Source organism: Candidatus Binataceae bacterium (assembly GCA_035650475.1).
Lineage (GTDB): Bacteria > Desulfobacterota > Binatia > Binatales > Binataceae > JAKAVN01.
Map to the genome: position 1 here is coordinate 1,025,081 of DASRHP010000012.1, position 24,393 is coordinate 1,049,473.

At 65.9% G+C, this 24,393-nt stretch carries 19 protein-coding genes; 7 read left to right on the plus strand and 12 right to left on the minus strand.

Going from position 1 to position 24,393, the window contains the following annotated elements; genetic code table 11:
• Nucleotides 1-41: 41 nt before the first annotated feature.
• Genes VFB33_16335 through gnd form a run of 4 tightly spaced genes read right to left on the minus strand, consistent with a single transcriptional unit; the run spans nt 42 to nt 4,785 of the window.
• On the minus strand, nt 42-965 hold the full coding sequence (locus VFB33_16335) for an LLM class flavin-dependent oxidoreductase (GenBank protein HZO83264.1): 924 nt from the start codon (nt 963-965) through the stop codon (nt 42-44).
• 14 nt (nt 966-979) lie between these two features.
• Nucleotides 980-2,614, minus strand: coding sequence for a glucose-6-phosphate isomerase (gene pgi, locus VFB33_16340; GenBank protein HZO83265.1), 1,635 nt, complete (start codon nt 2,612-2,614; stop codon nt 980-982).
• Nucleotides 2,615-2,661: 47 nt separating this feature from the next.
• Complete coding sequence (gene tal / locus VFB33_16345) at nt 2,662-3,747, minus strand: transaldolase (GenBank protein HZO83266.1); 1,086 nt, start codon at nt 3,745-3,747, stop codon at nt 2,662-2,664.
• A gap of 21 nt (nt 3,748-3,768) precedes the next feature.
• Nucleotides 3,769-4,785 carry a decarboxylating 6-phosphogluconate dehydrogenase gene (gene gnd, locus VFB33_16350; GenBank protein HZO83267.1) on the minus strand — a complete coding sequence of 339 codons (1,017 nt, stop codon included), beginning with the start codon at nt 4,783-4,785 and terminating at the stop codon, nt 3,769-3,771.
• A 352-nt stretch (nt 4,786-5,137) separates the two neighbouring features.
• On the opposite strand from gnd, the gene VFB33_16355 reads away from it, so the two are divergent.
• Nucleotides 5,138-5,359, plus strand: a complete 222-nt coding sequence (locus tag VFB33_16355) for a hypothetical protein (protein HZO83268.1) — start codon at nt 5,138-5,140, stop codon at nt 5,357-5,359.
• Nucleotides 5,360-5,456: 97 nt separating this feature from the next.
• Here VFB33_16355 and VFB33_16360 read toward each other — a convergent pair whose 3' ends face one another.
• The 4 genes from VFB33_16360 to VFB33_16375 all read right to left on the minus strand — a co-directional run bounded on the left by VFB33_16360 (nt 5,457) and on the right by VFB33_16375 (nt 13,851).
• Entirely contained in the window at nt 5,457-6,023 is a 567-nt protein-coding gene (locus VFB33_16360; GenBank protein HZO83269.1) for a nuclear transport factor 2 family protein, read from the minus strand.
• 253 nt (nt 6,024-6,276) lie between these two features.
• On the minus strand, nt 6,277-8,481 hold the full coding sequence (gene glgB, locus VFB33_16365) for a 1,4-alpha-glucan branching protein GlgB (protein HZO83270.1): 2,205 nt from the start codon (nt 8,479-8,481) through the stop codon (nt 6,277-6,279).
• A gap of 73 nt (nt 8,482-8,554) precedes the next feature.
• Entirely contained in the window at nt 8,555-11,911 is a 3,357-nt protein-coding gene (gene treS, locus VFB33_16370; protein ID HZO83271.1) for a maltose alpha-D-glucosyltransferase, read from the minus strand.
• Nucleotides 11,908-13,851 (minus strand): alpha-1,4-glucan--maltose-1-phosphate maltosyltransferase, encoded by a 1,944-nt coding sequence (locus VFB33_16375; protein ID HZO83272.1) that lies wholly within the window; start codon nt 13,849-13,851, stop codon nt 11,908-11,910. Before VFB33_16375 ends, treS begins: the two co-directional genes overlap by 4 nt.
• Here VFB33_16375 and VFB33_16380 point away from each other — a divergent pair.
• Complete coding sequence (locus VFB33_16380) at nt 13,841-14,032, plus strand: hypothetical protein (GenBank protein HZO83273.1); 192 nt, start codon at nt 13,841-13,843, stop codon at nt 14,030-14,032. The genes VFB33_16375 and VFB33_16380 overlap by 11 nt on opposite strands.
• Nucleotides 14,033-14,153: 121 nt before the next feature.
• Nucleotides 14,154-14,543 (plus strand): holo-ACP synthase, encoded by a 390-nt coding sequence (gene acpS, locus VFB33_16385; protein ID HZO83274.1) that lies wholly within the window; start codon nt 14,154-14,156, stop codon nt 14,541-14,543.
• 26 nt (nt 14,544-14,569) lie between these two features.
• Here the strand turns inward: acpS and VFB33_16390 are convergent, their stop codons facing one another.
• The 4 genes from VFB33_16390 to VFB33_16405 are packed head-to-tail and all read right to left on the minus strand — an operon-like array spanning nt 14,570 to nt 19,226.
• Nucleotides 14,570-16,054, minus strand: coding sequence for a DUF4340 domain-containing protein (locus VFB33_16390; protein ID HZO83275.1), 1,485 nt, complete (start codon nt 16,052-16,054; stop codon nt 14,570-14,572).
• 42 nt (nt 16,055-16,096) lie between these two features.
• Complete coding sequence (locus tag VFB33_16395) at nt 16,097-17,650, minus strand: Gldg family protein (GenBank protein ID HZO83276.1); 1,554 nt, start codon at nt 17,648-17,650, stop codon at nt 16,097-16,099.
• 19 nt (nt 17,651-17,669) lie between these two features.
• Nucleotides 17,670-18,443 (minus strand): ABC transporter permease subunit, encoded by a 774-nt coding sequence (locus VFB33_16400; GenBank protein ID HZO83277.1) that lies wholly within the window; start codon nt 18,441-18,443, stop codon nt 17,670-17,672.
• 15 nt (nt 18,444-18,458) lie between these two features.
• Nucleotides 18,459-19,226: an ATP-binding cassette domain-containing protein gene (locus tag VFB33_16405; protein ID HZO83278.1), complete on the minus strand. Its 768-nt coding sequence runs from the start codon at nt 19,224-19,226 to the stop codon at nt 18,459-18,461.
• Between the two features lie 221 nt (nt 19,227-19,447).
• Between VFB33_16405 and polA the strand changes: the two genes are divergently transcribed.
• The 4 genes from polA to VFB33_16425 are packed head-to-tail and all read left to right on the plus strand — an operon-like array spanning nt 19,448 to nt 24,007.
• Nucleotides 19,448-22,150: a DNA polymerase I gene (gene polA / locus VFB33_16410; protein HZO83279.1), complete on the plus strand. Its 2,703-nt coding sequence runs from the start codon at nt 19,448-19,450 to the stop codon at nt 22,148-22,150.
• Nucleotides 22,151-22,189: 39 nt separating this feature from the next.
• Nucleotides 22,190-22,768, plus strand: coding sequence for a sigma-70 family RNA polymerase sigma factor (locus tag VFB33_16415; protein ID HZO83280.1), 579 nt, complete (start codon nt 22,190-22,192; stop codon nt 22,766-22,768).
• A 7-nt stretch (nt 22,769-22,775) separates the two neighbouring features.
• Nucleotides 22,776-23,345 (plus strand): zf-HC2 domain-containing protein, encoded by a 570-nt coding sequence (locus VFB33_16420; protein ID HZO83281.1) that lies wholly within the window; start codon nt 22,776-22,778, stop codon nt 23,343-23,345.
• Between the two features lie 2 nt (nt 23,346-23,347).
• Nucleotides 23,348-24,007: a hypothetical protein gene (locus VFB33_16425; protein HZO83282.1), complete on the plus strand. Its 660-nt coding sequence runs from the start codon at nt 23,348-23,350 to the stop codon at nt 24,005-24,007.
• The last annotated feature ends 386 nt before the right edge of the window (nt 24,008-24,393 follow it).

The following is a 24,393-nucleotide window of genomic DNA, read 5'->3' on the forward strand; positions in this document are numbered from 1 at the left end:
GAGCCCATCGAAGGTCAGTCTCCCCAGTACCGGCGTGAGGGTCATCCCAGCGCGGGAATTACTTCGTTCGCCAGCACTTCCATCTGCTCCATCTCGTCGAACACCGGGTTGAGCATCAGATGGCGCGCTCCGGCGCGGACCAGCGCCGCAAGCTTTTCAGCGCATTCGGCGCGGCTGCCCCAAACGCTCACGCGCGAGGCCATGTCGGCGCTGCGGTAGCGAACGGCGAACCATTCGCGCAGCATCCGCTCCGCGCGCTCGCGATCGTCGTCCACCGCGATGTACACGCGCTTGGAAATTCCGAACGACACTGGGTCGCGCTTCGCTTCGTCCAGCAATCGGCGCAGGATTTCCATCTGGGCGGCGAAGTCGGCCGACGACGAAGACCCCGCACCCATCCATCCGTCGCCGTGGCGCACCGCACGCCTCAGCCCGATCGCGTCGCGTGCGCCGAACCATAGCGGCGGATGCGGCCTCTGCGCAGGCTTGGGTTCCATCGCAACCTTCTCGAAGCGCCAGAAGTCGCCGTTCATCGACGCCCGCGGCTGCATCCATAACGCCTTCATCACCTGCACGCCTTCGACGAACCGGCGCGCCCGCCCCTCGCTCGGCACGCCGAATACCGCCTCGGGCACGTGAGCCCCGCCGATTCCGATCCCGACGATCAACCTTCCGTTACTCAGTTGATCCAGCGAAGCCAAGCTCTTTGCCAATTGCACAGGGTTTCGGATCACCGTAAGCAGCACCGAGGTGCCCAGCCGCGCCCTTGACGTCAGGGCGGCGGCGTAGGTCAGCAGTGTGACCGGCTCGAGAATCGGGACGTCGCCGACTATCTGTTCCTGCACCCACAGGCTGTCGAAACCGAGCGCCTCGGCCCGCGGAAGGAACTCGCGGATCAGCTTTACGTCAATCGGCGCGTCAATGAAGCTTTGCGGAATCGCGATGCCGCAAGGGGGCGTGGCCATCGGATGGGCTCTGGTTACGTTCGGCGCCGGCGGTAGCGGCGGATCAGCGCGTTGGTCGAACTGTCGTGCTCCAACCGCGGCTCCGCCGGATTTTCCAGCTCCGGGATGATCCGTTGCGCCAGCATCTTGCCCAGCTCGACTCCCCACTGGTCGAACGAGTCGATATTCCAGACCACGCCCTGCGTAAACACGCTGTGCTCGTAGAGCGCAACCAACTTGCCCAACGTCTCCGGCGTCAGTTGTTCGGCGAGGATCGTGGTCGAGGGCCGGTTGCCCTCACATACCCGATGCGGCACCAGCCAATCGGGAGTTCCCTCGGCCTTCACCTCCTCCGGCGTCTTGCCGAAGGCGAGCGCCTCGGCCTGGGCGAAGACGTTGGCGACGAGCAGGTCATGATGGCGACCGAGCGGGTTGAGCGGGCGGGAGAACGCGATGAAGTCGCAGGGGATAAGCTTTGTGCCCTGATGGATGAGTTGGTAGAAGGAGTGCTGGCCGTTGGTGCCGGGCTCGCCCCAGAAGATCGGTCCGGTCTGGTAGTCCACCGCGGCGCCCTCCAGCGTCACGTGTTTGCCGTTGGATTCCATCGTGAGCTGCTGGAGGTAGGCCGGAAAGCGCTTGAGATACTGATCGTAGGGAAACACCCCGACGGTCTGCGCGCCGAAGAAATTGTTGTACCAGACGGCGAGCAGCCCCATGATCACGGGCAGATTGCGCTCGAACGGCGCGGTGCGGAAATGTTCGTCAATCGCGCGGAACCCGGCGAGCATAGCGCGAAAATTCTCCGGGCCGATCGCGATCATGGTCGAGAGCCCGATCGCCGAATCCATCGAGTAGCGCCCGCCGACCCAGTCCCAGAAGCCGAACATGTTGCGCGTGTCGATGCCGAACTTCGCGACCTCGGCCGCATTGGTCGACACCGCGACGAAGTGCCGCGCGATCGCCCGCTCGTCGCCGAGCGCATCAAGACACCATTTCCGCGCGGTGTGCGCGTTGGTCATCGTCTCCAGGGTCGTGAAGGTCTTCGACGAGATGATGAACAGCGTCTCAGCGGGATCGAGAGCGCGCGTCGCCTCGGCGAAATCGGTCCCGTCCACGTTGGAAACGAAACGCATGGTGAGGCTGCGGTCGCTGAAGTGGCGCAGCGCTTCGTAGGCCATCACTGGCCCGAGGTCGGAGCCGCCGATGCCGACGTTGATGACGTTGCGGATGCGCTTGCCGGTATGGCCTTTCCATGAGCCGTCGCGCACCTGGCGCGCGAACTCGGCCATCCGGTCGAGCACCTCGTGCACCCCCGGCACCACGTCCTCGCCGTCCACCATGATCGAGGCCGTGCGCGGCGCGCGCAGCGCGACATGCAGAACCGCGCGCCGCTCGGTGGCGTTGATCTTCTCGCCCGCGAACATCGCGTCGATGCGCGCACGCAAGCCGACCTCGCCGGCGAGCGCGAACAGCAGGCGCATCGTCTCGTCGGTTACGCGATGCTTGGAATAGTCGAGATACAGGCCGGCAGCCTCGATCGCCAGCCGCTCACCGCGGGCGGGATCGTCGCGAAAGAGCGTGCGCAGGTGAACGTCGCGTATTTTGCCGTAGTGGTCCTCGAGCGCCCGCCAGGCCGGGCGCCGCGCAAGCTGCGCACTCTGAGCCGTCATCGCTCACCCCTCCCCTGCTTTGCCCGGCCCGGCCGGCTTGCGCGCAATCAGCTCGCCTTCTTCAGCGCCGCGCTCTTGTCGCTGAGGCAGTTCATCAGGTCTTCCCACGATTTGACGAACGCCGCGGCGCCGTCGCGCTGAAGCTGCTCGGCAAGCGCGTCGAGGTTGACGCCAACGCGGGTGAACTCGGCCAGTTCCTTCTCGGCGTCGCCGCCGTCCGCCGGCAGCATCGGGCCGATTTCGCCGTGGTCGGCGAGCGCGAGCAGCGTCTTCTCGGGCATCGTGTTTATCGTATGCGGCGCGGCGAGCGACTTGACGTAGAGCACGTCGGACGCTTTCGGATCCTTGGTGCCGGTGCTCGCCCACAGCAGCCGCTGCGAACGCGCGCCGGCGTTGATCAGCCGCAGCCAGCGATCGCAGCCGAGCAGTTCGCGGTAGGTCTTGTAGATCCGCTTTGCCATCGCGATCCCGAGCCGATCGCGCATCGCCTCGGGCACCTTGGAGGCGACCGCCACGTCCCATCGGCTGACGAATACCGAGGCCACGCTGGTGACGCGCGGGTCGAGCCCGGCCTTGATCCTCCGTTCGATGGCGCGCATATAGGCCTCGGCCGCGGCGACGTACTGCTCGCGCGAGAAGAGCAGCGTCACGTTGACCGCGACGCCGGCGAAGATCGCCTCCTCGATTGCCGGGATACCGGCGGGAGTGCCCGGAATCTTGATGAAGAGATTCGGGCGCGCGGCGCGCGCGGCAAGTTTCTTGACCTCGGCGATCGTGCTCGCGGTGTCGTAAGCGAGCGTCGGCGACACTTCGAGCGAAACCCATCCGTCAACCCGGTCGGTACGCTCGTGCACCGGCCGGAAGAGCTCCGCGGCCGCGCCGAGATCCTCCAGCGCGAGTTCGAAGAACAGCTCCTCGCCGTGCTTGCCGGCGGCGCTCTTCTCGCGAATCGCCGCGTCGTACTCGCGCCCGTTGCGAATCGCATTGTCGAAAATAGTGGGATTCGAGGTCAGGCCGGTGATCGAGAATTCGTTGATATAGCGCCGGAGTCCGCCGTTGGTGAGCAGCGCGCGAGTGATGTAGTCCAGCCACAGGCTCTGGCCGGCGTCGTACAGCAGTTGAGTCGCTTTCATGATTCCTCCTGTGCGCGAGCGTCACCCTTTCTTCTCCAGATGGCCGCCGAACTCATAGCGCATCGCCGAGAGCAGCTTGTCCGCAAAGTCGGCCTCGCCGCGCGAGCTGAAGCGCTCGTAAAGCGCGGCGCTCAGGACATGGGCCGGCACGCCCTCGTCGATCGCCGCCGCGACCGTCCAGCGTCCCTCGCCCGAGTCGGAAACCCGCCCGGCGAAATTCTTCAGCTCGGGATCCGCGAACAGCGCGCTGGCCGTCAGATCCAGTAGCCACGAGGCGATGACACTTCCGCGGCGCCACACCTCGGCGATCTCGGTGAGGTTGAAATCATACTCGTACAGCGCCGGATCGCGCAGCGGCGTGGTTTCGGCGTCGGTCGCGTGATGGCGCTTGCCGATGTTGGCGTGATGCAGGATGTTCAACCCCTCGGCGTAGGCGGCCATGATCCCGTACTCGATTCCGTTGTGCACCATCTTGACGAAGTGGCCCGCGCCGTTTGGTCCGCAATGGAAATAGCCGTGTTCGGCGGTGCTGGCGGCGGCCTTCTCGCGCCCGGGCGTCCGCGGCGCGGAATTGATCGGCGGCGCGAGCGCGGCGAACAGCGGGTCGAGATGTCTAACGATCTCAGGCTCGCCGCCGATCATCTGGCAGAAGCCGCGTTCGAGACCCCATACGCCGCCGCTGGTACCCGCATCCACGTAGTGGATGCCCAAGACGGCCAGCATCTTTGCGCGCCGGATGTCGTCGATGTAGTACGAGTTTCCCCCGTCGACGATAATGTCGTCGCGCTCGAAGCGGGTCGAGAGTTCCGCCAACGTATGCTCGACCGCGGCCGCCGGCACCATCATCCAGGTTACACGTGGTTTCTTGAGTTTGGCGGCAAACTCGTCGAGCGAAGCGGCGCCGGTCGCGCCTTCCGCAGCGAGCGCCTTCACCGCCTCAGGGCTGAGATCGTAAACGACGCATTCGTGTCCCGCGCGGAGCAGGCGGCGCACCATGTTCGCGCCCATCCTGCCCAGACCCACCATTCCCATTTGCATCAGCTTGGCTCCTTGGTCGGAGGGTGATCGGCTGCGGCCGCGCGGCCGACGCGCCGGCGTCGGGCGACGGGCAGGACGCCCCTTTCAAGCGGCGCCGCACCCCTATCCAAACGGCTAGCGCGTGGACCATCCGCCCGCAAGACTCCAACGACCATTGTGGCAACCAGCGCGGGCGTTTCGCCACTGGCGCGGGGCGTTTATCCCCATCCGCCTGCGAGCGGCACCCACGACCGCCCGTCAATGCACGCTTGAAACGGGGCGAATTGTCGTGCGCGAAGATGGCACCCAGCTTGCTGCTGGCCATCGGCCATCTGGCCTCGGACAGAGGCCCAAACAAAGGACGCAGTTTGTTATGAAGCGCGTATCTTCGATTCTGGCTGCATCACTGTTCGCCTTGGGCTCCGCCCTGCCGGCCATCGCCGCCACTCACGGCGCGACGAAAGTCCGCCACGACACCAGCGTGATCGCGGGCGCCGGCGTGCACAAGACCGCGGTCGTCGCCGACGAGGACAGCTCGGACGACGGCCAGCAGCCGGATCAGCCGCAGCAGCCCAGCTCTGACGACGGAGAGTAAAGAGGGCTTCGGCCGAGCCGATTAATTCAGGCCGGAGAGCTCAAGAGTCGGGCGGGCCGGCTCCTCGCCCGACTCCGCTTGTGTGCCACGCGCGGCGTCAGGGCCGGGCCTTGCGTTTGGGCGAGGATGGCTTCGCGCGCGCGGAAGCTTTGGCCGGCGCCTTTCGCGCGGCGGGCTTTGTCGCCCGCTTCGCAGCGGGGGGCTTTGCCGCGACCCTCGCGCGCGACGCTGCCGGCTGCGCGAGGGCGAGCTGCACGGCAGTGAAGTAGCGCGAGGCGAATTTCCAGCTCTCGCCGACCTTGACGTATTCGTCGTGGTAGTAGCCGGTGCCGGCCCACTCCATGTTGCGGCTGGCGTTGCGCAGCTCGACGTAGCATCGCCCGGTCGCGCGTCCGTAAAAGCCCAGTTCGACGACGTGATTGTGGATATACGGGCGCGGAGTGAGGTTAGTCAGCCCGTCGCTGTACATCTTGAGCAGCGCCTCGCGCCCCTTGTGAACAACCTCACGCTCGTGGCCCTTGATTGTGAACACGCCGTCGTCGGTGAACAGATCGACAATGCCGGCGACATCGCCCCGCCATACGCAGTCGCAATAGCGCAGCGGCAGCTCTCGGATCGCTTCCCGGTCGCAGAGTTCAGTGAGCGTCTCCTCCACGGTTTTCATCGCCGAACCTCCTCCCTGCCGGACCAGCCGCCCACGGCCGGACATTCCTCGGCGCATCATAGCCGCTCGGGATTGCTTTGCAAGGAACGCGATTCGCCGCACCCCGGACGCGCAGTTGGCGTCAGAAAAGGCGCGCATGAGGTAGGCCGCTCCTATTGATATTCGTGACCGTTTAGCGGGAGTGTGATGGGCTGCCGCTACACCGTTTGCGGATCGAAGCCGGTCCGCGCAGCAGGCTCATGAGCCGAACGCGCTACCCGGCGGGCGCTTCGAACCAGAGCACGCCCAGCGGCGGCAACGTCAACGCGACCGAGTACGGCATCCCGTGGAACGGCACGGCGTCGGCGTTGACCCCGCCCGCGTTGCCCACGTTGCTGCCGGCGAAGACTGCGGAATCGGTGTTGAGAATCTCGCGGTAATAGCCGGCGCGCGGAACCCCGAAGCGGTAGCCGTGGCGGACCACCGGCGAGAAGTTGCCTACGCAGATAAGCCGCCGGCCGCTTGACGGCGCGATCCGCATGAAGGCTATCACGTTGTCGTCGGCGTTGTCGGGCGCGATCCACTGAAAGCCGGACGGCTCGTGATCGGCCTCCCACAGTGCTGGCTCGGCGCGATAGATCCTGTTGAGTTCGCGCACCAGCGTCTTTAGCCCGCGATGCTCGTCGCCGGCGAGCAGATGCCAGTCGAGGCTGTGGTCGTAATTCCATTCGCGCCACTGGCCGAACTCGCCACCCATGAAAAGCAGCTTCTTACCCGGCCGAGCCCACATGTAGCCGTAGAGCGCACGCAGGTTGGCGAACTGCTGCCATCGATCGCCCGGCATCTTGGCGAGCAGCGAGCGCTTGCCGTGGACGACTTCGTCATGCGAGAGCGGGAGCACGAAGTTTTCGCTCCACGCGTAAAGCAGGCCGAAGGTGAGGTCGCGATGATGCCAGCGGCGATGTACCGGATCGCTGGCGAAGTAATTCAGGGTGTCGTGCATCCATCCCATGTCCCACTTGAAGCCGAAGCCGAGCCCGCCGGCGTAGGTCGGACGGCTCACCCCCGGCCAGGCGGTGGATTCCTCGGCGATCGTCGTCACGCCCGGGTTGCGCGCGTACACCTGCTCGTTGAGCGTGCGCAGGAAGCTCACCGCGTCGAGGTTCTCGCGCCCGCCGTACGGATTGGGAATCCACTGGCCTTCGGCGCGCGCGTAGTCCAGGTAGAGCATCGAGGCGACCGCGTCCACGCGCAGGCCGTCGGCGTGAAACTCGCGCAGCCAGCGCTGGGCGCTGGCGTAAAGGAACGCGCGCACCTCGGCGCGGCCGAAGTTAAAGACGTAGGTGCCCCACTCAGGATGGAAGCCCTGGCGCGGATCGATATGCTCGTACAGCGCGGTGCCGTCGAAGCGGGCCAGCGCGAACTCGTCGGCGGGAAAGTGGCCGGGCACCCAGTCGAGGATGACTCCGATCCCGTGCCGATGGAGGTAATCGACGAAGTAGCGAAAGTCGTCGGGGCTGCCGAAGCGCGCGGTCGGCGCGAAGTAACCGCTCACCTGGTAGCCCCACGAGCCGCTGAACGGATGCTCCATTACGGGCAGCAGTTCGACGTGCGTGAAGCCCAACTCGCCGACGTAGTCGGCCAGCGCCGCGGCGAGCTCGCGGTACGTCAGCCAGCGGTTGCCCTCCTCGGGCACGCGCCGCCACGAACCCAGATGCACTTCGTAGATCGAAAGCGGCGCACGCAGGTGATCGCGTGCCGCGCGTGCCGCCATCCATTCGTCGTCCGCGAAGCGATATTGCGAACGATAGATGATCGAAGCGGTGGCCGGCGGCCGCTCGAGCGCCGCCGCCCACGGATCGGTCTTGAGCATCGGGCCCTGCGGCGTGCGCACTTCATATTTGTAGCGTGCGCCCGGCTCCAACTCCGGGATGAACAGCTCCCAGATCCCCGAACCGCCCATCGAGCGCATCATGTGGATCCGCCCGTCCCAGGAATTGAAATCGCCCACCACGCTGACGCCGCGCGCGTTGGGAGCCCATACGGCGAAGCTCACGCCCTCGACCCCGCCGAGGTTGCGCGGATGCGCGCCGAGCAGCTCATCGGGCCGTTGGTGAGTTCCCTCGCCAAGCAGATAAAGGTCGAGCTCGCCGAGGGTGGGCAGGAAACAATACGGGTCGCGAATCGTCGCCTTGCCGCCGCCGTGGAAATCGATCTCGAACCGGTAGGCAAACAGCGCGCGCCGCTCTGCGACAAGAATCTCGAACAGCCCAACCGGGTCGCGCGGCCTCATCTCGCGCGCACGCTCCTCGCCGTCGATCAGCAGCCGGACGCGCTCCGCGTCAGGCCGAAAGGCACGCACCGTCACCCCCTCGGGCGTCAGATGAGCGCCCAGGATGGAATGCGGATCAAAATGCTCAAGCGCGGCCAACCGTCTGAGTTCCTCGGCGGTGCTGCGGCCGGCGGTTTCATACGCCATGGTAAGGTCCATCTCGTGTCCCATCGGGCCGGCGACGGTTTCGCTGACGACGGCAGGCCGGGACGCCCGGAAATTAAACCTGCGCTTGCAGTCCCAAGGTCTGGCCGATGCCGAGCAGGGGGATCAAGACCCAGTCCGGCCGGTTGTTCAGTTCGTAGCCCAGTTCGTAAATTGCCTTGTCGAGGAGAAAGGCGTCGAGCAGGATGCGCAGCTCGTCGCGCTCGCGCGGAGCCAGATTGCCCTCCCGCGCGACGTGCAAGTATTCCTTCAAAAACGCCCACGACGCCCATACCTGCCATAGCCGCGCCCACGGCCCGAGCGCGTCGAGCACGCTGGGGCTGAACGAGCCTGCGCGCAAATGATCGAGCATGGAGCTGAGTGCCGCGTAATGAAACGAGCGCAGCATCCCGGCGACGTCGCGCAGCGCCGAGCGCTTGCGCCGCCGCTCCGTCAGCGTGCGCGCCGGCTCGCCTTCGAAGTCGATGATCGCGAAGTCCTTGCCGGTGTGCAGAATCTGGCCGAGGTGGAGATCGCCGTGGCAGCGAATCCGGACCACGCTGAAGCGATGCTTCAGGTAGTCCTGAAAGCGTCCGGCGACGCGCTCCTGGTTGGCCAGCAGCGCGCTCGCCCAGCGATGTTCCTCCTCGGGCAGCTCCTCCAGATGGGCACGCAGGGTGCGAAACACCTGGCCCGCCAGATTGCGCATCGACTGGTACTCGGAGCGCTGGTAGAGCGAGGAGTACGGCTCGGCTGAAAAATTGGGATCTTCGCCGGCCGCCGCCAGCGCGAGATGGAGCTCCGCGATGCGCCGGCCAAGCAGCTCCGCCGTGCTCAGGTAGGCGCCGATCATCTCGACTACCCACGGCGGCGGGCCGTCCTCGGCCGCAAGGTCCGCCAGCGGCTTCGTCGGCAGCTCGACGATGCGGTCTTTGTTGGCGAGGGCGTGCTCGAAGTACTGGCCGAGCTCGCTCAGCGTATGCGTCCAGGCGTCGCCCTGGTTGGCAAGATAGGCATGCAGCACCGCGAGCGTGCGCGGCTCCTCGCGTTCGCGCTGATACTCCAGCCATCCGGCGAGCGCCGGCGTGTGCGCGAAGCGCGCCCGCTCGGTCAGCATCCGGCCGACTTCGAGGTCGGGGCTCTCGCCGGGATCGAGCATGCGGAAAAGCTTGAGGATCAGGCGATCGCCGAGCACCACCGACGAGTTGGTTTGCTCCGTGCGCAGGGCGCGCATCTCGCCCGCCCCGTCGGCCGTGCCGCGCAGCTCGCGCCATCGAGGCGACGCCGAGGCGGTAAGCTCGCCGCGCACGCCGCGCAGCCGGCGGCGCCGATCGACGTGGTCGAAAAGCGCGCGGCAGAACCGCTCGTCGGAGGAGGCTTCGTACAAACGCCCCGCTAGAGTGCCGTTGCGCGAGGTGCGCAGCCGGAGCTGAGCGATGGCGCGTTCGTGATGGCCCGCCGCGCCATCGCCGTTGGTGTCCAGCGCCAGCGGCACCACATACGTCTCGGGCTCGCTGGAGACGTACTCGACGTCGGCCAGAATCAGATGGGCGCCGCCGCGCTCTTCGATCAGCGGCAGCGAGTCGGAAATGCGGACCGCCTTGATGGTGCGCGCCTTGCCGCGAAACCATCGGCAGCGCGGCAGGAATGCGGGCAGCGCCTGCTCCAGCATCTCCCAGCCCTCGCCGCGCATGAAGCTCTCCCATCCGGTGCCCGCCTCCAGGCGGGGCACCTCCTCGTCGGGCGCCTTTACGACGGCGGCGGGAGTATGGCGCGGCGGCTGGATCGAGAACCAGTCGAACAGGTGCGGTCCCAGGCTCAGAAAGTATGGCCGATCGCCGATCGGTGGAAACTCGTTGCGGCCGAACAGCTCCACCGGCACCATCCCCTTGTAACGCGATAGATCGAGCTCGACGTACTGCACGAAGCGCGAGAGATTGGCGACCACCAGGATGCGCTCGTCCTGCCACGTGCGCAGGAAGGCCAGCACGCGCGGATTTTCGGGGCTGAGAAACTCGATGGCGCCGCGCCCGAAGGCCTTGAACTGCCGGCGCAGCGCGATCACCCGCCGCATCCACCACAACAGCGAATGCAGGTTGTGCTCCTGCGCCTCCACGTTGACGGTCTGGTAGTGGTACTCGTGGTCGATAATCACGGGCAGGATGAGGCGCTGCGGATTGGCGGTGGAGAAGCCGGCGTTGCGGTCGCCGCTCCACTGCATCGGCGTGCGCACGCCGTCGCGGTCGCCAAGGTAGATGTTGTCGCCCATCCCGATCTCGTCGCCGTAGTAGATCACCGGCGTCCCGGGCAGCGAGAACAGCAGCCCGTTCATCAGCTCGATCGCGCGCCGGCTGTTGCCGAGCAGCGGCGCGAGGCGGCGGCGGATGCCGAGATTGAGCCGCATGCGCGGCTCGCGTGCGTAGGCGCGGTACATGAAGTCCCGCTCCTCTTCGGTCACCATCTCGAGCGTCAGCTCGTCATGGTTGCGCAGGAAAATCGCCCATTGGCAGCTTTCGTCGATCGCCGGCGTCTGCGCCCAGATATCGGTCAGCGGAAAGCGGTCCTCCATCCGCTGCGCCATGAACATCCGCGGCATCAGCGGGAAATGGAACGCCATATGGCATTCCTTGCCGCCTTCGAGGTAGGCCACGGCGTCTTCGGGCCACTGGTTGGCCTCCGCCAGCAGCATCCGGTTGGGAAAAGCCTCGTCCACGTGGCGGCGCAGCTCGCACAGGAAAGCGTGCGTCTCGGGCAGGTTTTCGCAGGTCGTGCCCTCGCGCTCGTAGAGGTAGGGCACCGCGTCGAGCCGCAGCCCGTCCACGCCCAGACCCAGCCAGAAATCGACCACCTTGAAGGCTGCACGCTTGAGCGCCGGATTGTCGTAGTTGAGATCGGGCTGATGGGCGTAGAAACGATGCCAGTAGTAGGCTTTGGCCACCGGATCCCACGACCAGTTCGAGGGCTCGAAGTCCTTGAAGATGACGCGCGCGCCCTTATAGCGCTCGGGGTTGTCGCTCCACACATAAAAGTCGCGCCACGCGCTGCCCGCCGGCGAGCGCCGCGCGCGCTGGAACCACGGATGCTGGTCCGAGGTGTGGTTGAGCACCAACTCGGTCACCACGCGCAGCCCGCGCTCGTGCGCCGCGCGCAGGAAGACCCGGAAGTCATGCAGCGTGCCGCAGTCGGGATGGACCCCGGTGTAGTCGGAGATGTCGTAGCCGTCGTCGCGCAGCGGCGATGGATAGAACGGCAGTAGCCAGATGGTGGTGACGCCGAGGTCGCGCAGATAGTCGAGCTTCTGCGTCAGCCCCGGAAAGTCGCCGATCCCGTCGCCGTTGCTGTCATAGAACGAGCGCACGCGCAGCTCGTAAAAGACGGCATCTTTGTACCACAGGGGATCGTCGCCGATCGGTTTCGCGCCGTTGACGCTCATGAATTCTTCACGACCAGAAAAATGTGGGCGGGCTCGACCGCCGGGTCAAGCCTGACGTAGTTGCGCTCGCCCCACGTCCAGCAATCGCCGCTCAGCAGGTCGGCCACCCGGTACGCTTCGCCGGGCGCCACGCCCACCACGTCCGGCGGCACCAGCGTCGTGCATGCCTGCGCGCCGAAGGGGTCGAGGTTGACCGCCACCACGATCGTCTCATCGCCCCCGGCAGAGCTCTTTGCATAGGCGAGGATCTGGTCGTTGTCGGTTTCCAGGAAGCGCAGGTTGGTGAACTGCTGGAGCGCAGGATGGGCGCGGCGGATCGTGTTAATGCGCGCGATGAACTCGTTGATGTTGCCCGGGGCGTGCCAGTCGCGCACGCGAATCTCGTATTTCTCGGAGTTGAGATATTCCTCGGTGCCCGGCACCGCCGCCCCCTCGCACAGCTCGTAGCCGCTGTAAATCCCGTAGGACGGCGAGAGCGTCGCCGCCAGCACCAGCCGCAGCTTGAAGGCCGCCCGCCCGCCCTGCTGAAGCACCGCGGTCAGAATGTCGGGCGTGTTGGTGAAAAAGTTGGGGCGGAAGTAATCGCTCACCTCGGGCCGGCTCAGCTCGCTCAAATACTCGATCAGCTCGGACTTGGTATTGCGCCAGGTGAAGTAGGTATACGACTGGGTAAAGCCGGCCTTGGCCAGCGCACGCATCAGCTTGGGCCGCGTGAACGCCTCGGAGAGGAAAATCACGTCGGGATGGCGCGCCTGGACCTCGGCGATCAGCCAGCGCCAGAACTCCACCGGCTTGGTGTGCGGATTGTCCACCCGGAAGATCCGCACTCCGTGGCCGATCCAGAACATCACCACCCGCCGCAGCTCCTCCATCAGCGCCCCCGCCGCCGGGCCGTCGAAATCGAGCGGATAGATGTCCTGGTACTCCTTGGGCGGATTCTCCGCGTACTTGATCGAGCCGTCGGGGCGATGGCGGAACCATTCCGGATGCTCGCGCACCCACGGATGGTCGGGCGAGCATTGAATCGCGAAGTCGAGCGCGACTTCCAGCCCGAGGCGCCGCGCGGCGCACACGAAATGGTCGAAATCGTCGAGGCTGCCGAGCGTGGGCTCCAGCGCAGTGTGGCCGCCGGCCGGGCTGCCGATGGCCCACGGACTGCCGGGGCTGTCGGGCTGCGCGACCAGCGAATTGTTCGGCCCCTTGCGATGGGTGATTCCGATCGGATGGATCGGGGTGAGGTAAATCACGTCGAAGCCGAGATCGCGGATTTCGCTCAGCCGGCGCTCGGCCTCGCGCAGGGTCGCGCCGCGGCCCGCCAGCGCGCCCTGCGAGCGCGGGAACATCTCGTACCATGCACCGAAGCGCGCGCGCGGGCGGTCGGCGACGACCTCCAGCAGCGGACGATACTCGGTTGCGCCCCAACGCTCGCCCAGCCGCGCCATCCGCTCCAGCATCTCCGGCCGCGAAACCATCGCCAGCGCGTCGCGCGGCGCCTTAAGCCCGCGCAGCGCCCTGCACGCGGCCTCGAGCGCGGCGCGATCCTCGCCGCGCGCGCTGCGTGCAGCGGCCTCGATCAGCGCGATGCCTTCCAGCAGATCCGAAGCGACGTCGCGGCCGGCTTCGGCCTTTCGGCGAAAGCCGCGCTCCCACGACGCGTACTGGTCGGTCCACGCCTCGATCGTGAAGAGGTAGCGATCGTTGTGCTCAAGCGGGAATTCGCCGCGCCAGCGATCGTTGTCGCGGTGTGCCATCGGCGCCTCGCGAAAGCGCGCCTCGCTCCGGCGCCGCCACTTGACCACCGCGCGCAGCACATAGTCGCCGTCGCGCAGGATGTCGGCCTCGACCACGCACGACTCGCCCACCACACGCTTGACTGGATAGCGGCCGCCGTCAACCGCCGGCGTGACGGCCTCGATTACGTGGCGATTGATGGAAGACACAAACGGCCTTGCGGCGCGCTGGCGCTGCGGCGTGCTGATGGAAGACATAGCCGTCGGCAGTGATGCGCTGAGTTTCGCCGGACTCGGCTCGGTCAAACGTCCCGACGATCCCATCGTGCCGGCGCCCGCCCCGCGCGATGCGACCACACCCCCGTATAGTTTGCCACACGCACACGAGTGATGGGAATCAGGCGGCGAGCCGCGCGATGGTGGGGCCGCTCGCGGCCGCCTCGCGCACCGCCTTTTCATCGACCGCGTGCACTGCGTAATATCTCGCGACGGGAGGCGGCGCCTCGGCAGCCATGAAAATCCTCGGCACCGGCATCGACATCATTGAGGTCGAGCGCGTCGAACGCGCGCTGACCCGCCCGCGGATCGGCGAGCGCTTTCGCGCGCGCGTCTTCACCGAACGCGAGATCGCCTATTGTGAGTCGCGCGGGCGCCCGCGCTACCAGAGCTACGCGGCGCGCTTCGCGGCCAAGGAGGCCGCGATGAAGGCGATGGGCACGGGATGGAACCGCAACGTCGGCTGGCGCGAGATCGAGGTGGTGCGCGAGCGCGGCCGTCCACCCACCATCGTGTTGGCGGGCAAGGCAGCCGAATTCGCCCGCCGCAAGAACATCACCGCCTTCCACCTCAGCCTCACGCACAGCGCCACCAGCGCGCTCGCCCATGTGATCGCCGAGGGCTGAGCGCGCCGCAGCGAGCCGCCCTCGAGTCAGGATTTCTTGCCGGACGCGGGCGTGGCGGCCGGCTGCACGGCCTCGGTCGGCTTGAACTGGTCGGCGCTCATGTCGAACTGACTGAAGTCGGCCTCGCGCAGGCTGTACACCGGCGTGCCGGCGGTCGAGTGCGCGTAGTTCTCAAAGCGCATCACCGTCTTCACTTCGCGCTTGCCCGCCGCCGCCGGCGCGCCTTCGTCGGCAGCCGGGGTCGGCGTCGGATTGGCGACCTGGATCTGGCTCTGGAGCTGAGCCAGCTCGACCGTCCCGATTTGCTTGCCGTCCTTGCCATACACGGAGATCTTTTCGGTCGGCTTGTCGAGCCCGTAGTTCTTCGCGTCGGTCATCGGGTCGGCGACGATTTTGTCGCCCTTGAGATTGGCCAATTCGTCGAGGAAAGTCTGGATCGCGGCACCGTTGGCGGCCAAACTCCTGCCGCCGGCGGTGACCTGCCATTTGCCGTCCTTGCCGAGCTCGAGCGCGTATTGTTTGCCGCGGTTGTCGATCTCCAGCCGCCCAACCTTGGCCGGATCGAACGCCATCACGGTTTTGTCGCGCAGGTCGAGGACGCTGAGATTGACCTTGCCGATCAGCGTGTCCTCGACGCTGAAGACGTAGGGATCCGAGCCGCGCTTGACGTAAATCGCGTGCTTGTACGCATCCGCCGCTTTGAGCCCGAACAGCAGCGAGTGGCGCGCGTCGTCCTTGCCGGTGAAGACGCTTACTTCGAGCTGCGGCTTCGCCAGCCCGTACCTGGAAAGGTCCTCCGGCGTGTCGGTGACGAAGTCCTCAATGTGCGCGTTGGCAAGCGCAGTAAGCAGCGCCGCGACCGCGTCGGCGTCGGCCGGATATTGCGCGGGCGCGACGATACGCCACTTGCCGCCCTGTTTGTCGACCTCGATCCGGCCGCCCGCCGAGCTTTCGAGCATGACCTTGTTGGCATCGTCCATATTGAAGGTCATCAGCTCGTGCGAGCGCAGGTCGTTGACCTGCTTGGTGACCTGGCCGGGAAAGTCGCTCGGGGTCATCAGCACCGCCGGCGAGTTCGCCAGCTTGACGTAGGCGCCGCCGCCCACCGGGCTCGTCTTGCCGACGTCGAGCACGGGCAGCGCGCCGCCCTTGTCCGAAGTGACGGTCACCACCACGGAAGGCTTGTCGAGCCCGAACGGTTCGAGGCTTTCAGGCTTCTCCTCGACGGTCTTGCTGATCTGGGCCTGCGCAATGGCCTCGGTCAGGCCGTCGATCGCGGTCTGATCGGCGTCCGCCTTGATCGGCTTGACGATACGCCAGGTATGGTCGGGATTGCGCGCCAGCTCGATCTCGCGGTCGGGATAGCGCAGGTCGATGTGGCTGATGTCCTTGGCCGCGACCTTGTAGAGCGTCGGCGGCGGCACCGGACGCGAGCCAAGCAGCACCACCAGCGCATAGGCGCCGACCGCTGCGGCGAGAATCAGGACGATTATCGTGTTGCGCAGGCGCATCGCAGATCAGACACGCAGCTCGCCGTCACCCTGTGCGACCCCCTAGTTGCGCCGGTTCCACCACACCGCGATCCCGATGATCAGCAGCAGCTCCGGCAGCACCAGCACCGACGCCACGAAGACGTTGTTGAATTCGCTCGCGGTCAGGCTGACACGCGAGGCACGCAGCTCGCGCGGGCGAATCGAGATAGTAGCGGTCTGGCCGGCAAGCCAATCGATCGTGTTGAGAAAGAAGTCCTGGTTGTATTGCTGGAGCAGGTTCTCGTTGTTGGCGAACTCGGTGTCGCCGAAGACCACCATCCGCGCCTCGCCGCTCTTGGCAATACCGAGCTGCTTGAGGTTGGCGCGCATCGCGGTGGCGACGGTCACCGGCCCCTTCAAATCGGTGGGGCTGGGCTTGAACTTCTGCTCCTTGAAGATCGCCTCGATATTGGTCGCGGCGAGCGAGGTGTCGCTGGTCTGCGCCAGCGGCCACGGCTGCAGACCCGGCTTGGTCTGCTTGGCGGGCTGGACCGAGCGCACCATCGGCCACAACGTGCGTTTGTCGAAGCCGGCCGTGATCGGATGCGGCGGGGGATAGAGGTCGACCAGTGGCGCCAGCCCGAGCGCCGGACCCGCGAACAGGCGCAACTGCCGGTCGAGCACGATGTTGTCGCCGACGATGATGCCCCACTGGCCTACCATACTGATCAGATTGGCTTCCGGATCAGGCTCGTCCGGCTGCGGCGGCCGCAACATCACCAGCACCCGCCCGCCCTTCTTGAGAAAGTCGTTGACCGCGTCAACTTCGTGGGGAAAGACTGGGCGGCTCGGCCCGGCCACGATGAATACGCTGCATTCGTCGGGCACGCCCGGCTTGTCGGTGAGCGTCATCGGCTTGACCCGGTAGTCCTCGCCCTCCAGCGCGCGCCGAGCGCGGCCGAAGGCGTTGGGATTGCCGGTGTCGTCAAGGGCAGGCTCGCCATGCCCGGTCAGATAACAGGCAGTTTTGGTTCCCGCGCTGGTGACCTTGATGATGCCGTTGGTGATCGCCTGCTCGGTCATGTCGGTGATGTTGGTGCCCGACGAGCCGTATTGAATATGGGTCGTGTTCATCACCGACACCTTGAACTTGGTGCTGAGCTCGGGATGCTTGTCGGGATCGATCAGCTCGTAGCTGATGAGCGGCGAGGCATAAGCATACGACTGATAGAGCGCTTCCGCCTGCGGGTTCACCCCCTGCGCGACGAAGCCGTAGAACTTCAGCGGTTGCTTGAGCTCCTTGACCACCTTGAGTGATTGCGGCGAGAGGCTGAAGATGCGCTCGGCGGTGAGGTCGAAGCGGCGATGATGGAGCGACAGGATGTAGTTGATCGCGACCAGCAGGCCGACGAAGCCCACCGAATAAACCACCGCGTTTGCCCCGTAGCGGGTCGCGCGATGGCCGATCAGGGTGCCGAAGGTCTCGCGGCTGGAGGTCGCCCACAGCACCAGCGCGAAGACGCCGAGGATAAGATTGAGCAGGAAATAGTTGGCCGCGCCGACGACGTAGCTTATCAGCGCGAAGAACAGGAAAACGATTGCGACCAGGCCGGCCCACGCCCTTGAGCGTTGCATGCTCGCGCTCCGCCCTACCCTACCGCCAACGCGCCGACTCGACCGAGCGCTGGGTCAGGAACAATGCCACGAAGATGAGGGTGCAGAAATAAACCAGATCGCTGGTGTCGATCACTCCGCGCACCATCTCGCTGAAATGCTGCGGCAGCGAGAGATAGCGCAGCAGGTCGCCGAGCGCACCGCCGCCCGCCTGCAACGGCCACGAGATCACGTACAGCAGCAGCAGGATTCCGAGGCAGCTTATCGCGGCGATAATCTGGTTCTGCGTCAGCGAGGACGTGAACAATCCGATCGACACGAAGCATACGCCGAGCAGCGCGAGCGCGAGATAACCCGCGCCCATCACTCCGACCTCCGGATCGCCGAACACCATCAAGATGAGGGGAAAGATCCAGATCAGCCCGACCATGATGAGGACGAAGGCCGCGGCCGCGATGAACTTGCCGGCGACGATCTCGCCGGTGCGGATCGGCGCGGTGAGCAGGAATTCATAGGTCCCGGTGCGCTTCTCCTCGGCGAACGTGCGCATCGTGATCGCCGGCACCAGGATCACCATCACCACCGACATGTTATGCAGCAGGGGGTTGATCACCTGAATGTTGAGGTTGAGATGATGCATCGCCTCCATGTTCGACATGGCGGTATAGACCTGGATCATCTCGTCGAATTGCTTGACCAGGGCGAAGAAAAAGTAGCCCGCCAACAGCACGAAGACCGTCAGCACCACATAGGCGACGGGCTGCACGAAGTAGCTCGCCAGCTCCTTGCCCGCGATCGTCAGCGCGTTTCGCATCGCCAGCCCCGGGGCCTAGCCGTGCCCCGCCCCGACCTCCTCCAGCGTCTCTTCGGCTTCCGCCGGCTCGTGACCTTCCTCTCGCGAAATGGCCTCGAGAAAGACCTCTTCGAGCGATTTGCCGGCCGGCAGCGCGTCAAGGCTCTCTTCGAGCACGACGTGGCCGGCGTTGATTATCACCACGCGGTCGCAGATCTGCGAGACCTCGGGCAGGATGTGGGTTGAGAGCACGATCGTGTGCTGGCCGGCGAGGCCGCGGATGAGCCCGCGAATCTCGTGGATCTGGCGCGGGTCAAGGCCGATCGTCGGCTCGTCGAGCACGAGCACCGGAGGGTTGTGGATAATCGCCTGCGCCAGCCCCACCCGCTGGCGATAGCCCTTGGAGAGCTGGCCGCAGATGCGATTGGCCATATCGCTCAGCCCGCAAACTTTCAGCACACGCTCGAGCGCCCCCTCCAGCTCCGAGCGCCGCAGCCCGCGCAGCTTGCCCACATAGCGCAGATAAGGCTCGACCCGCATGTCCGCGTACAGCGGCGGCGACTCGGGTAGGTAGCCGATACGCCGGCGCGCCTCCAGCGACTGGTGAAAGATGTCCAGCCCATCCACCAGCACGGTGCCCGAAGTCGCCGGCATAAAGCCGGTGATAATGCGCATCGTGGTGGTCTTGCCTGCGCCGTTGGGGCCGAGAAAGCCCAGGATCGAACCCTTTTCGGCCTTGAAAGAGACGTCGCGGATGGCGACGAAGTCGCCGTAGCGCTTGGTGAGGTGGTTGACCTCGATCATGCGGGTCGCCCTGTAGTGCCAGACATGCCGGCTGCCGGCGGCGCCAGCCTCAAGTCCTTCACTTTGACGCAGGAACGCCGCCAAAACTTCAATCCGGCAGTGGCGGCAAGCGATTAGTTAAACTGCGGCCGCGCGGCCTGTCAACAATCCGCAGGCCGCGCAGGCTGCGGGCGTGCGGCGCGATTTTGCACCTGAGGCGGCTTGGGATAGTTTCAGACGCGATGGCCGAGGAACGTCCGACACTTTACCTGATCGACGGCTCGGGCTACGTTTTCCGCGCTTTCTTCGCCCTGCCCCAGCTCACCACTTCGCGCGGCTTGCCCAGCAACGCGGTCTATGGCTTTATCCGAATGCTTCTGAAGCTGCTCAAGGAAGAGCGGCCGTCGTATATCGCGGTGGTCTTCGACTCGCCGCGCAAAACCTTCCGCGACGATCTCTTCGAGTCCTATAAGGCCACCCGCGCCGAGACGCCCAACGACCTCAGCGTCCAGCTCCCCTACATCCATCGCGCCGTCGAGGCCTTCCGCATCAAAAGCCTGATGGTCGACGGCTACGAAGCCGACGACGTGATTGGCACCTTGGCCGCGCGCGCCGCGCGCCGGCGCTTCAACACCGTGATCGTCACCGCGGACAAGGACTTCATGCAGCTCGTCGGGCCGCACGTCACCCTGTGGGACACGATGCGCGACCGGCGCATTGGCACCCGCGAAGTCCGCGAGCGGCTGGGCGTCGAGCCGGCGGCGGTGGTGGACGTGATGGCGCTGATGGGCGATCCGATCGACAACGTCAAGGGCGTGCCGGGAATCGGCGAGAAAACCGCCACTGCATTGATCAGGCACTTCGGATCGCTCGACAAGCTCTATGCCAACCTCGACGCAGTCGAGGCGACCGGAATCCGCGGCGCGAAGAAAGTCGCCGCGCTCCTGGCTGAGCATCGCGCCGACGCCGAACTTTCCCGCCAGCTCGTGCGTATCGATACCGACGCGCCGGTCGCCGTCGAACCCGAAGAGCTGACCTGGCGCGGAATCGACGAGCAGGCGGTGAGCGAGCTTCTGCGCGAGCTGGAGTTCAACTCGTTGCTCGCGGAGCTGACGCCGGCGCAGGCAGGGCTGCCGATGAGCGACGGGCGCGAGCGCGTGGTGGCCGGCACCGAATTGAACGCCGTGCTCCAACGGCTGTCGCGCGCGCCGCGTCTCGCGCTCTACCTGGAGTCGGACCGGGGTTCCGATTCGGCCGTGCGACAGTCGGCGACAGCGGCGGCCGCCGCGTCCGGCTCCGGCGAGGTTGACTTCGGCGTCCCGCCGCACACGGGCGCGTCTACCGACGCCGGCAAGGCGCGCCTCAAGCTGGCCGCCGAGGGCGACGCCGAAACCTTCGTGCTCGAAGCGCGCTCGATCGCCGCCGCGGCGCAGTTGCTCGGCGCCGCTACTCCTGCCAAGGGCTGCCATGATCTCAAGCAGCATCTGCGCGCGCTCAAGCGCTACGGGGTTGAACTTGCGGGCGTCGATTTCGACACCATGCTGGCAGGGTTCCTGGTCAACCCGGGCCGGCCCGAGCCGTCGCTTAGCGAGCTTTATCACGACTACCTCGCGCCGCTCGGGGGCACGCGGGCGGGCGGCTCGGAGCCCGAGCTTATCGCCGCGCTGCGCACGGCCCTGATACCGCGGCTGGAAGCCGATGGCCTGGAATCGCTGTTTCGCGAGATAGAGCTACCGGTGGCGCGGGTGCTGGCCGAGATGGAAGAGACTGGCATCGCGGTCGACGCGCAGGCGCTCAAGGCGATTTCGGCCGAGTTCGGCGCCCAACTGGAACGGCTGGAGGAGGAGTGCTACCGGCTGGCCGGCCGGCGCTTCAACCTCAACTCGCCGAGCCAGCTTCGCCAAGTCCTTTTCGACGAGCTCAAGCTGCCGGTCAAGGGACTCAAACGCACCAAGAGCGGAACCTCGACCGACGCCGGCACTCTGGAGAAGCTCGCCGCGGTTCACCCGCTGCCCAAGGCGCTGCTCGAGTACCGCGCGATCGCCAAGCTCAAATCAACTTACAGCGACGCGCTGCCCGGGCTGCTCGACCCCGCAACCGGCCGCATCCATACCTCGTTCCATCAGGCGCTGACGGCGACCGGCAGGCTGAGTTCGACCGATCCCAATCTGCAAAATATCCCGACCCGCAGCGAGGAAGGCCGCCGCATCCGGCGCGCCTTCGTCGCCGCGCCCGGATCCTTGCTGCTGTCAGCCGATTATTCGCAGATTGACCTGCGCGTGCTCGCCCATCTCTCCGGCGACGCCACGCTGATCGACGCCTTTCGCCGCGGCGAGGACATCCATGCGCGCACTGCGGCCGAGGTCCTGGGACGCAGGCCCGAGGAGATCGATGCCGAGGGGCGGCGCCTGGCCAAGGTCATAAACTTTGGCATCGTCTACGGGATGGGGCCACAGCGATTGGCGGGCGAGCTGGGAATCGGGCTGGCCGAGGCCTCGGAATACATCAAGCGCTACTTCGAACGTCTGCCCGGGGTCCACTCGTATCTCGAGGAGTCGTTGCGCCTGGCGCGCGAGCGAGGATGGGTGGCAACGATGTACGGGCGGCGTAGATACCTACCGGAGCTGAACTCGCCGCAGGGCGGCGCCCGCTCGCAGGCGGAGCGAATAGCGATCAACACGCCTATCCAGGGAACGGCGGCGGATCTGATAAAACTTGCGATGATCCGGCTCGACGCGGCGATTAAAGAACGAAAATTGGCATCGCGGATGGTGCTTCAGGTCCACGACGAGCTGCTGCTCGAGGTCCCGCGCGTCGAACTTGAAACGGCGGCGGCGGCCGCTCGTCGGGAGATGGAGAGCGTGGCCGAATTGCGGGTTCCGCTGCGGGTCGAGCTTAAATGGGGGCCCAATTGGGCCGAATTGGAAAGTCGGGAAGCATCGTAGGCATCTGAATTTTGCCGGTTTCACCTGCGTCTAAACCAGTTGAAGAAGCCAAAGCGCCCAGACGGTGACGAAGCCGAGCTCATCGAGCGGGCCACAAAGGGGGACACCAGGGCTTTCGGCGCCTTGGTCGAGCGATATCAGCGGCGGGTGGTGGGTGTCGCGCTGGCAGTCGTGCACAACCAAGAGGACGCGCTCGAATTGGCCCAGGAAACCTTCATCCGCGCCTACGAGAACCTGCGCAAGTTCGAATCGCGTTCGAGTTTCTCGACTTGGCTATACCGGATCGCCGCCAATCTGGCAATCGACTTCCGCCGCCGCGAAGTGCGCCATCCGACCGTCCGCGGCGAGGAAGCCGAAAACGAGATGCGTCGGCTGCCCAGCGGGCTTGGCGATTCGTTCAAGGCCGCTGAGCGCGGCGAAGTCGGTCGGCGCATCGACGCCGCGCTCAGAGAGTTGACGCCGGAACATCGGGCCGTGATACTCCTACGAGAGGTTGAAGGCCTGTCGTACGACGAAATAAGCGAAGTGATGCAGTGCCCGCGGGGAACCGTGATGAGCCGGTTGCATTACGCGCGCAACCACCTGCGCGAGCTCCTCAAGGATTTAGGCGAGGACTAGGGGCAACATGGCCCAATGTAGCGAGATCGACCCGCTCCTCGGCGCCTTCGACGACGGCGAACTAGAAGCGCACGAGATGCGCGAGGTCGCCCGCCATCTTGCTCACTGCGCAGCCTGTGAAGAGACCCTGGCGGCATACGGTAACCTTGGACGTCTGCTGCGCGACGCCGCGCCGGTGCCGCCCCTCGACGGTTTTGCACGGGCCGTGCAGAGCCGCATCGAGCGCCTGCGCCCGCCGATGCGCGTCCGACTCGGCCGCTGGCTTGAAACGATGGGTGAGCGCTTCGGCGCCGCCGCCGGACTGGCGCTCGCAGCGGCAGTGCTTGCGGTGGTGATCGTGACGCCGCTGGCGCGCAATCTGCTCGGTTCGGGCGACCAAGCGATCCAGGTCGCCATGCGCGAGGCCAGCACGGTCGCCAGCGAGGCCGCGCCGGCGGCCGAAAATCTGGCCGCCGCCGCGCGCAGCGAGCCGAGCACGATAATCTCGCAACTCGAAACCTCTAACCCTGACGTCGCCGTGTGGAGCGAGCCAGCTCAGGACACCACCGTCATTTGGCTTCCCGATCGGCAGCCCTGACCATGCAACGACTGAGCCTTCCGTTCCTGACAGCGCTTATCCTCGTGTCGTTTGCGCTTGGCGCACATGCGCAGACCGCGCCGGCGACGCAGTCGCAAGAGCCAGCCACCGCCGAGCCACTCGAGGGCCCGGCGGCGCAGGCGCCTGAGGAAGCCGGTCCTGCCAACGGCCCCCAAAACGCGGCGCCGCAGATGCATCGGATCCATCCGCAGATCACTAATCGGACGGTGATGGTGCGCGTGGACGAGATCATCGCGGCCGATACCAACGAAGGCATCGACCAGCGGCTGATCCCGCTGCGTCTGCGGCTGCATTCGCTGTTCCCTTCGTTTTCGACCTATCGGCTGATCAGCCGACAAGTCGGGCGCACACATTGCGGCCGGATGCTCGCCTTCAGCTTGCCGGGTGGATGGATCGTGCACGTCGAGCCCAACGCGATCGAGGACGACATGATCGCGATGCATCTGCTGCTGTTTGAGGGCGCGCGGCCGCTGATGACCACGCAACTCAAGCTGCGCAACCATGGGACGCTGATCGTCGGCGGCCCGCACTACCGACAGGGGATGCTGATAATTCCGATTGGCGCCGACGTTCCCGGCCTGCCGATACCGCAGATCCCCTTGCCCGGCGCGCTCACCGCGGGCCCCACTCCGCTTCCGTAACGCAGCGCTCGATCAGTCCGAAGGTCGCCGCCTTCCACGGCTGTGAAGCATTGCCCGATACGGCGCTTGCTCTCGCCGGGCCTGTCACGGCCGCCCTTCTCAGCAAGAGTGCGCGAACCCAAGCGAGACGGCTCGTCTCGTGCGTCGACTTGCCTACTCGCGGATATCTTCGCGCACCAACCTGACGGCGGTGCTTGCGGCAGGCAGGGGTAGTTCACAGCACACGCTGCTCACCGCTCTCGCGCCCGAAGGTCGCTTGCCAGTCGCGGTTTGGCGCGCTGCGTCGTCGGCACCAGAGGCTCGCCCATCTTGCAATCAGGCGGGGAGGAAAGTGCACGTGCGCAGCGGGACGGCGCGCCGGCTTCTCATCTGGCCCCACAGCCGGC

Excerpts from the sequence above, each read along its gene's own strand:
- VFB33_16335 (HZO83264.1), bottom strand. The coding sequence starts at position 965 with ATGGCCACGCCCCCTTGCGGCATCGCGATTCCGCAAAGCTTCATTGAC.
- pgi (HZO83265.1), bottom strand. The coding sequence starts at position 2,614 with ATGACGGCTCAGAGTGCGCAGCTTGCGCGGCGCCCGGCCTGGCGGGCG.
- tal (HZO83266.1), bottom strand. The coding sequence starts at position 3,747 with ATGAAAGCGACTCAACTGCTGTACGACGCCGGCCAGAGCCTGTGGCTG.
- gnd (HZO83267.1), bottom strand. The coding sequence starts at position 4,785 with ATGCAAATGGGAATGGTGGGTCTGGGCAGGATGGGCGCGAACATGGTG.
- VFB33_16355 (HZO83268.1), top strand. The coding sequence starts at position 5,138 with ATGAAGCGCGTATCTTCGATTCTGGCTGCATCACTGTTCGCCTTGGGC.
- VFB33_16360 (HZO83269.1), bottom strand. The coding sequence starts at position 6,023 with ATGAAAACCGTGGAGGAGACGCTCACTGAACTCTGCGACCGGGAAGCG.
- glgB (HZO83270.1), bottom strand. The coding sequence starts at position 8,481 with ATGGCGTATGAAACCGCCGGCCGCAGCACCGCCGAGGAACTCAGACGG.
- treS (HZO83271.1), bottom strand. The coding sequence starts at position 11,911 with ATGAGCGTCAACGGCGCGAAACCGATCGGCGACGATCCCCTGTGGTAC.
- VFB33_16380 (HZO83273.1), top strand. The coding sequence starts at position 13,841 with ATGGAAGACACAAACGGCCTTGCGGCGCGCTGGCGCTGCGGCGTGCTG.
- acpS (HZO83274.1), top strand. The coding sequence starts at position 14,154 with ATGAAAATCCTCGGCACCGGCATCGACATCATTGAGGTCGAGCGCGTC.
- VFB33_16390 (HZO83275.1), bottom strand. The coding sequence starts at position 16,054 with ATGCGCCTGCGCAACACGATAATCGTCCTGATTCTCGCCGCAGCGGTC.
- VFB33_16395 (HZO83276.1), bottom strand. The coding sequence starts at position 17,650 with ATGCAACGCTCAAGGGCGTGGGCCGGCCTGGTCGCAATCGTTTTCCTG.
- VFB33_16400 (HZO83277.1), bottom strand. The coding sequence starts at position 18,443 with ATGCGAAACGCGCTGACGATCGCGGGCAAGGAGCTGGCGAGCTACTTC.
- VFB33_16405 (HZO83278.1), bottom strand. The coding sequence starts at position 19,226 with ATGATCGAGGTCAACCACCTCACCAAGCGCTACGGCGACTTCGTCGCC.
- polA (HZO83279.1), top strand. The coding sequence starts at position 19,448 with ATGGCCGAGGAACGTCCGACACTTTACCTGATCGACGGCTCGGGCTAC.
- VFB33_16420 (HZO83281.1), top strand. The coding sequence starts at position 22,776 with ATGGCCCAATGTAGCGAGATCGACCCGCTCCTCGGCGCCTTCGACGAC.
- VFB33_16425 (HZO83282.1), top strand. The coding sequence starts at position 23,348 with ATGCAACGACTGAGCCTTCCGTTCCTGACAGCGCTTATCCTCGTGTCG.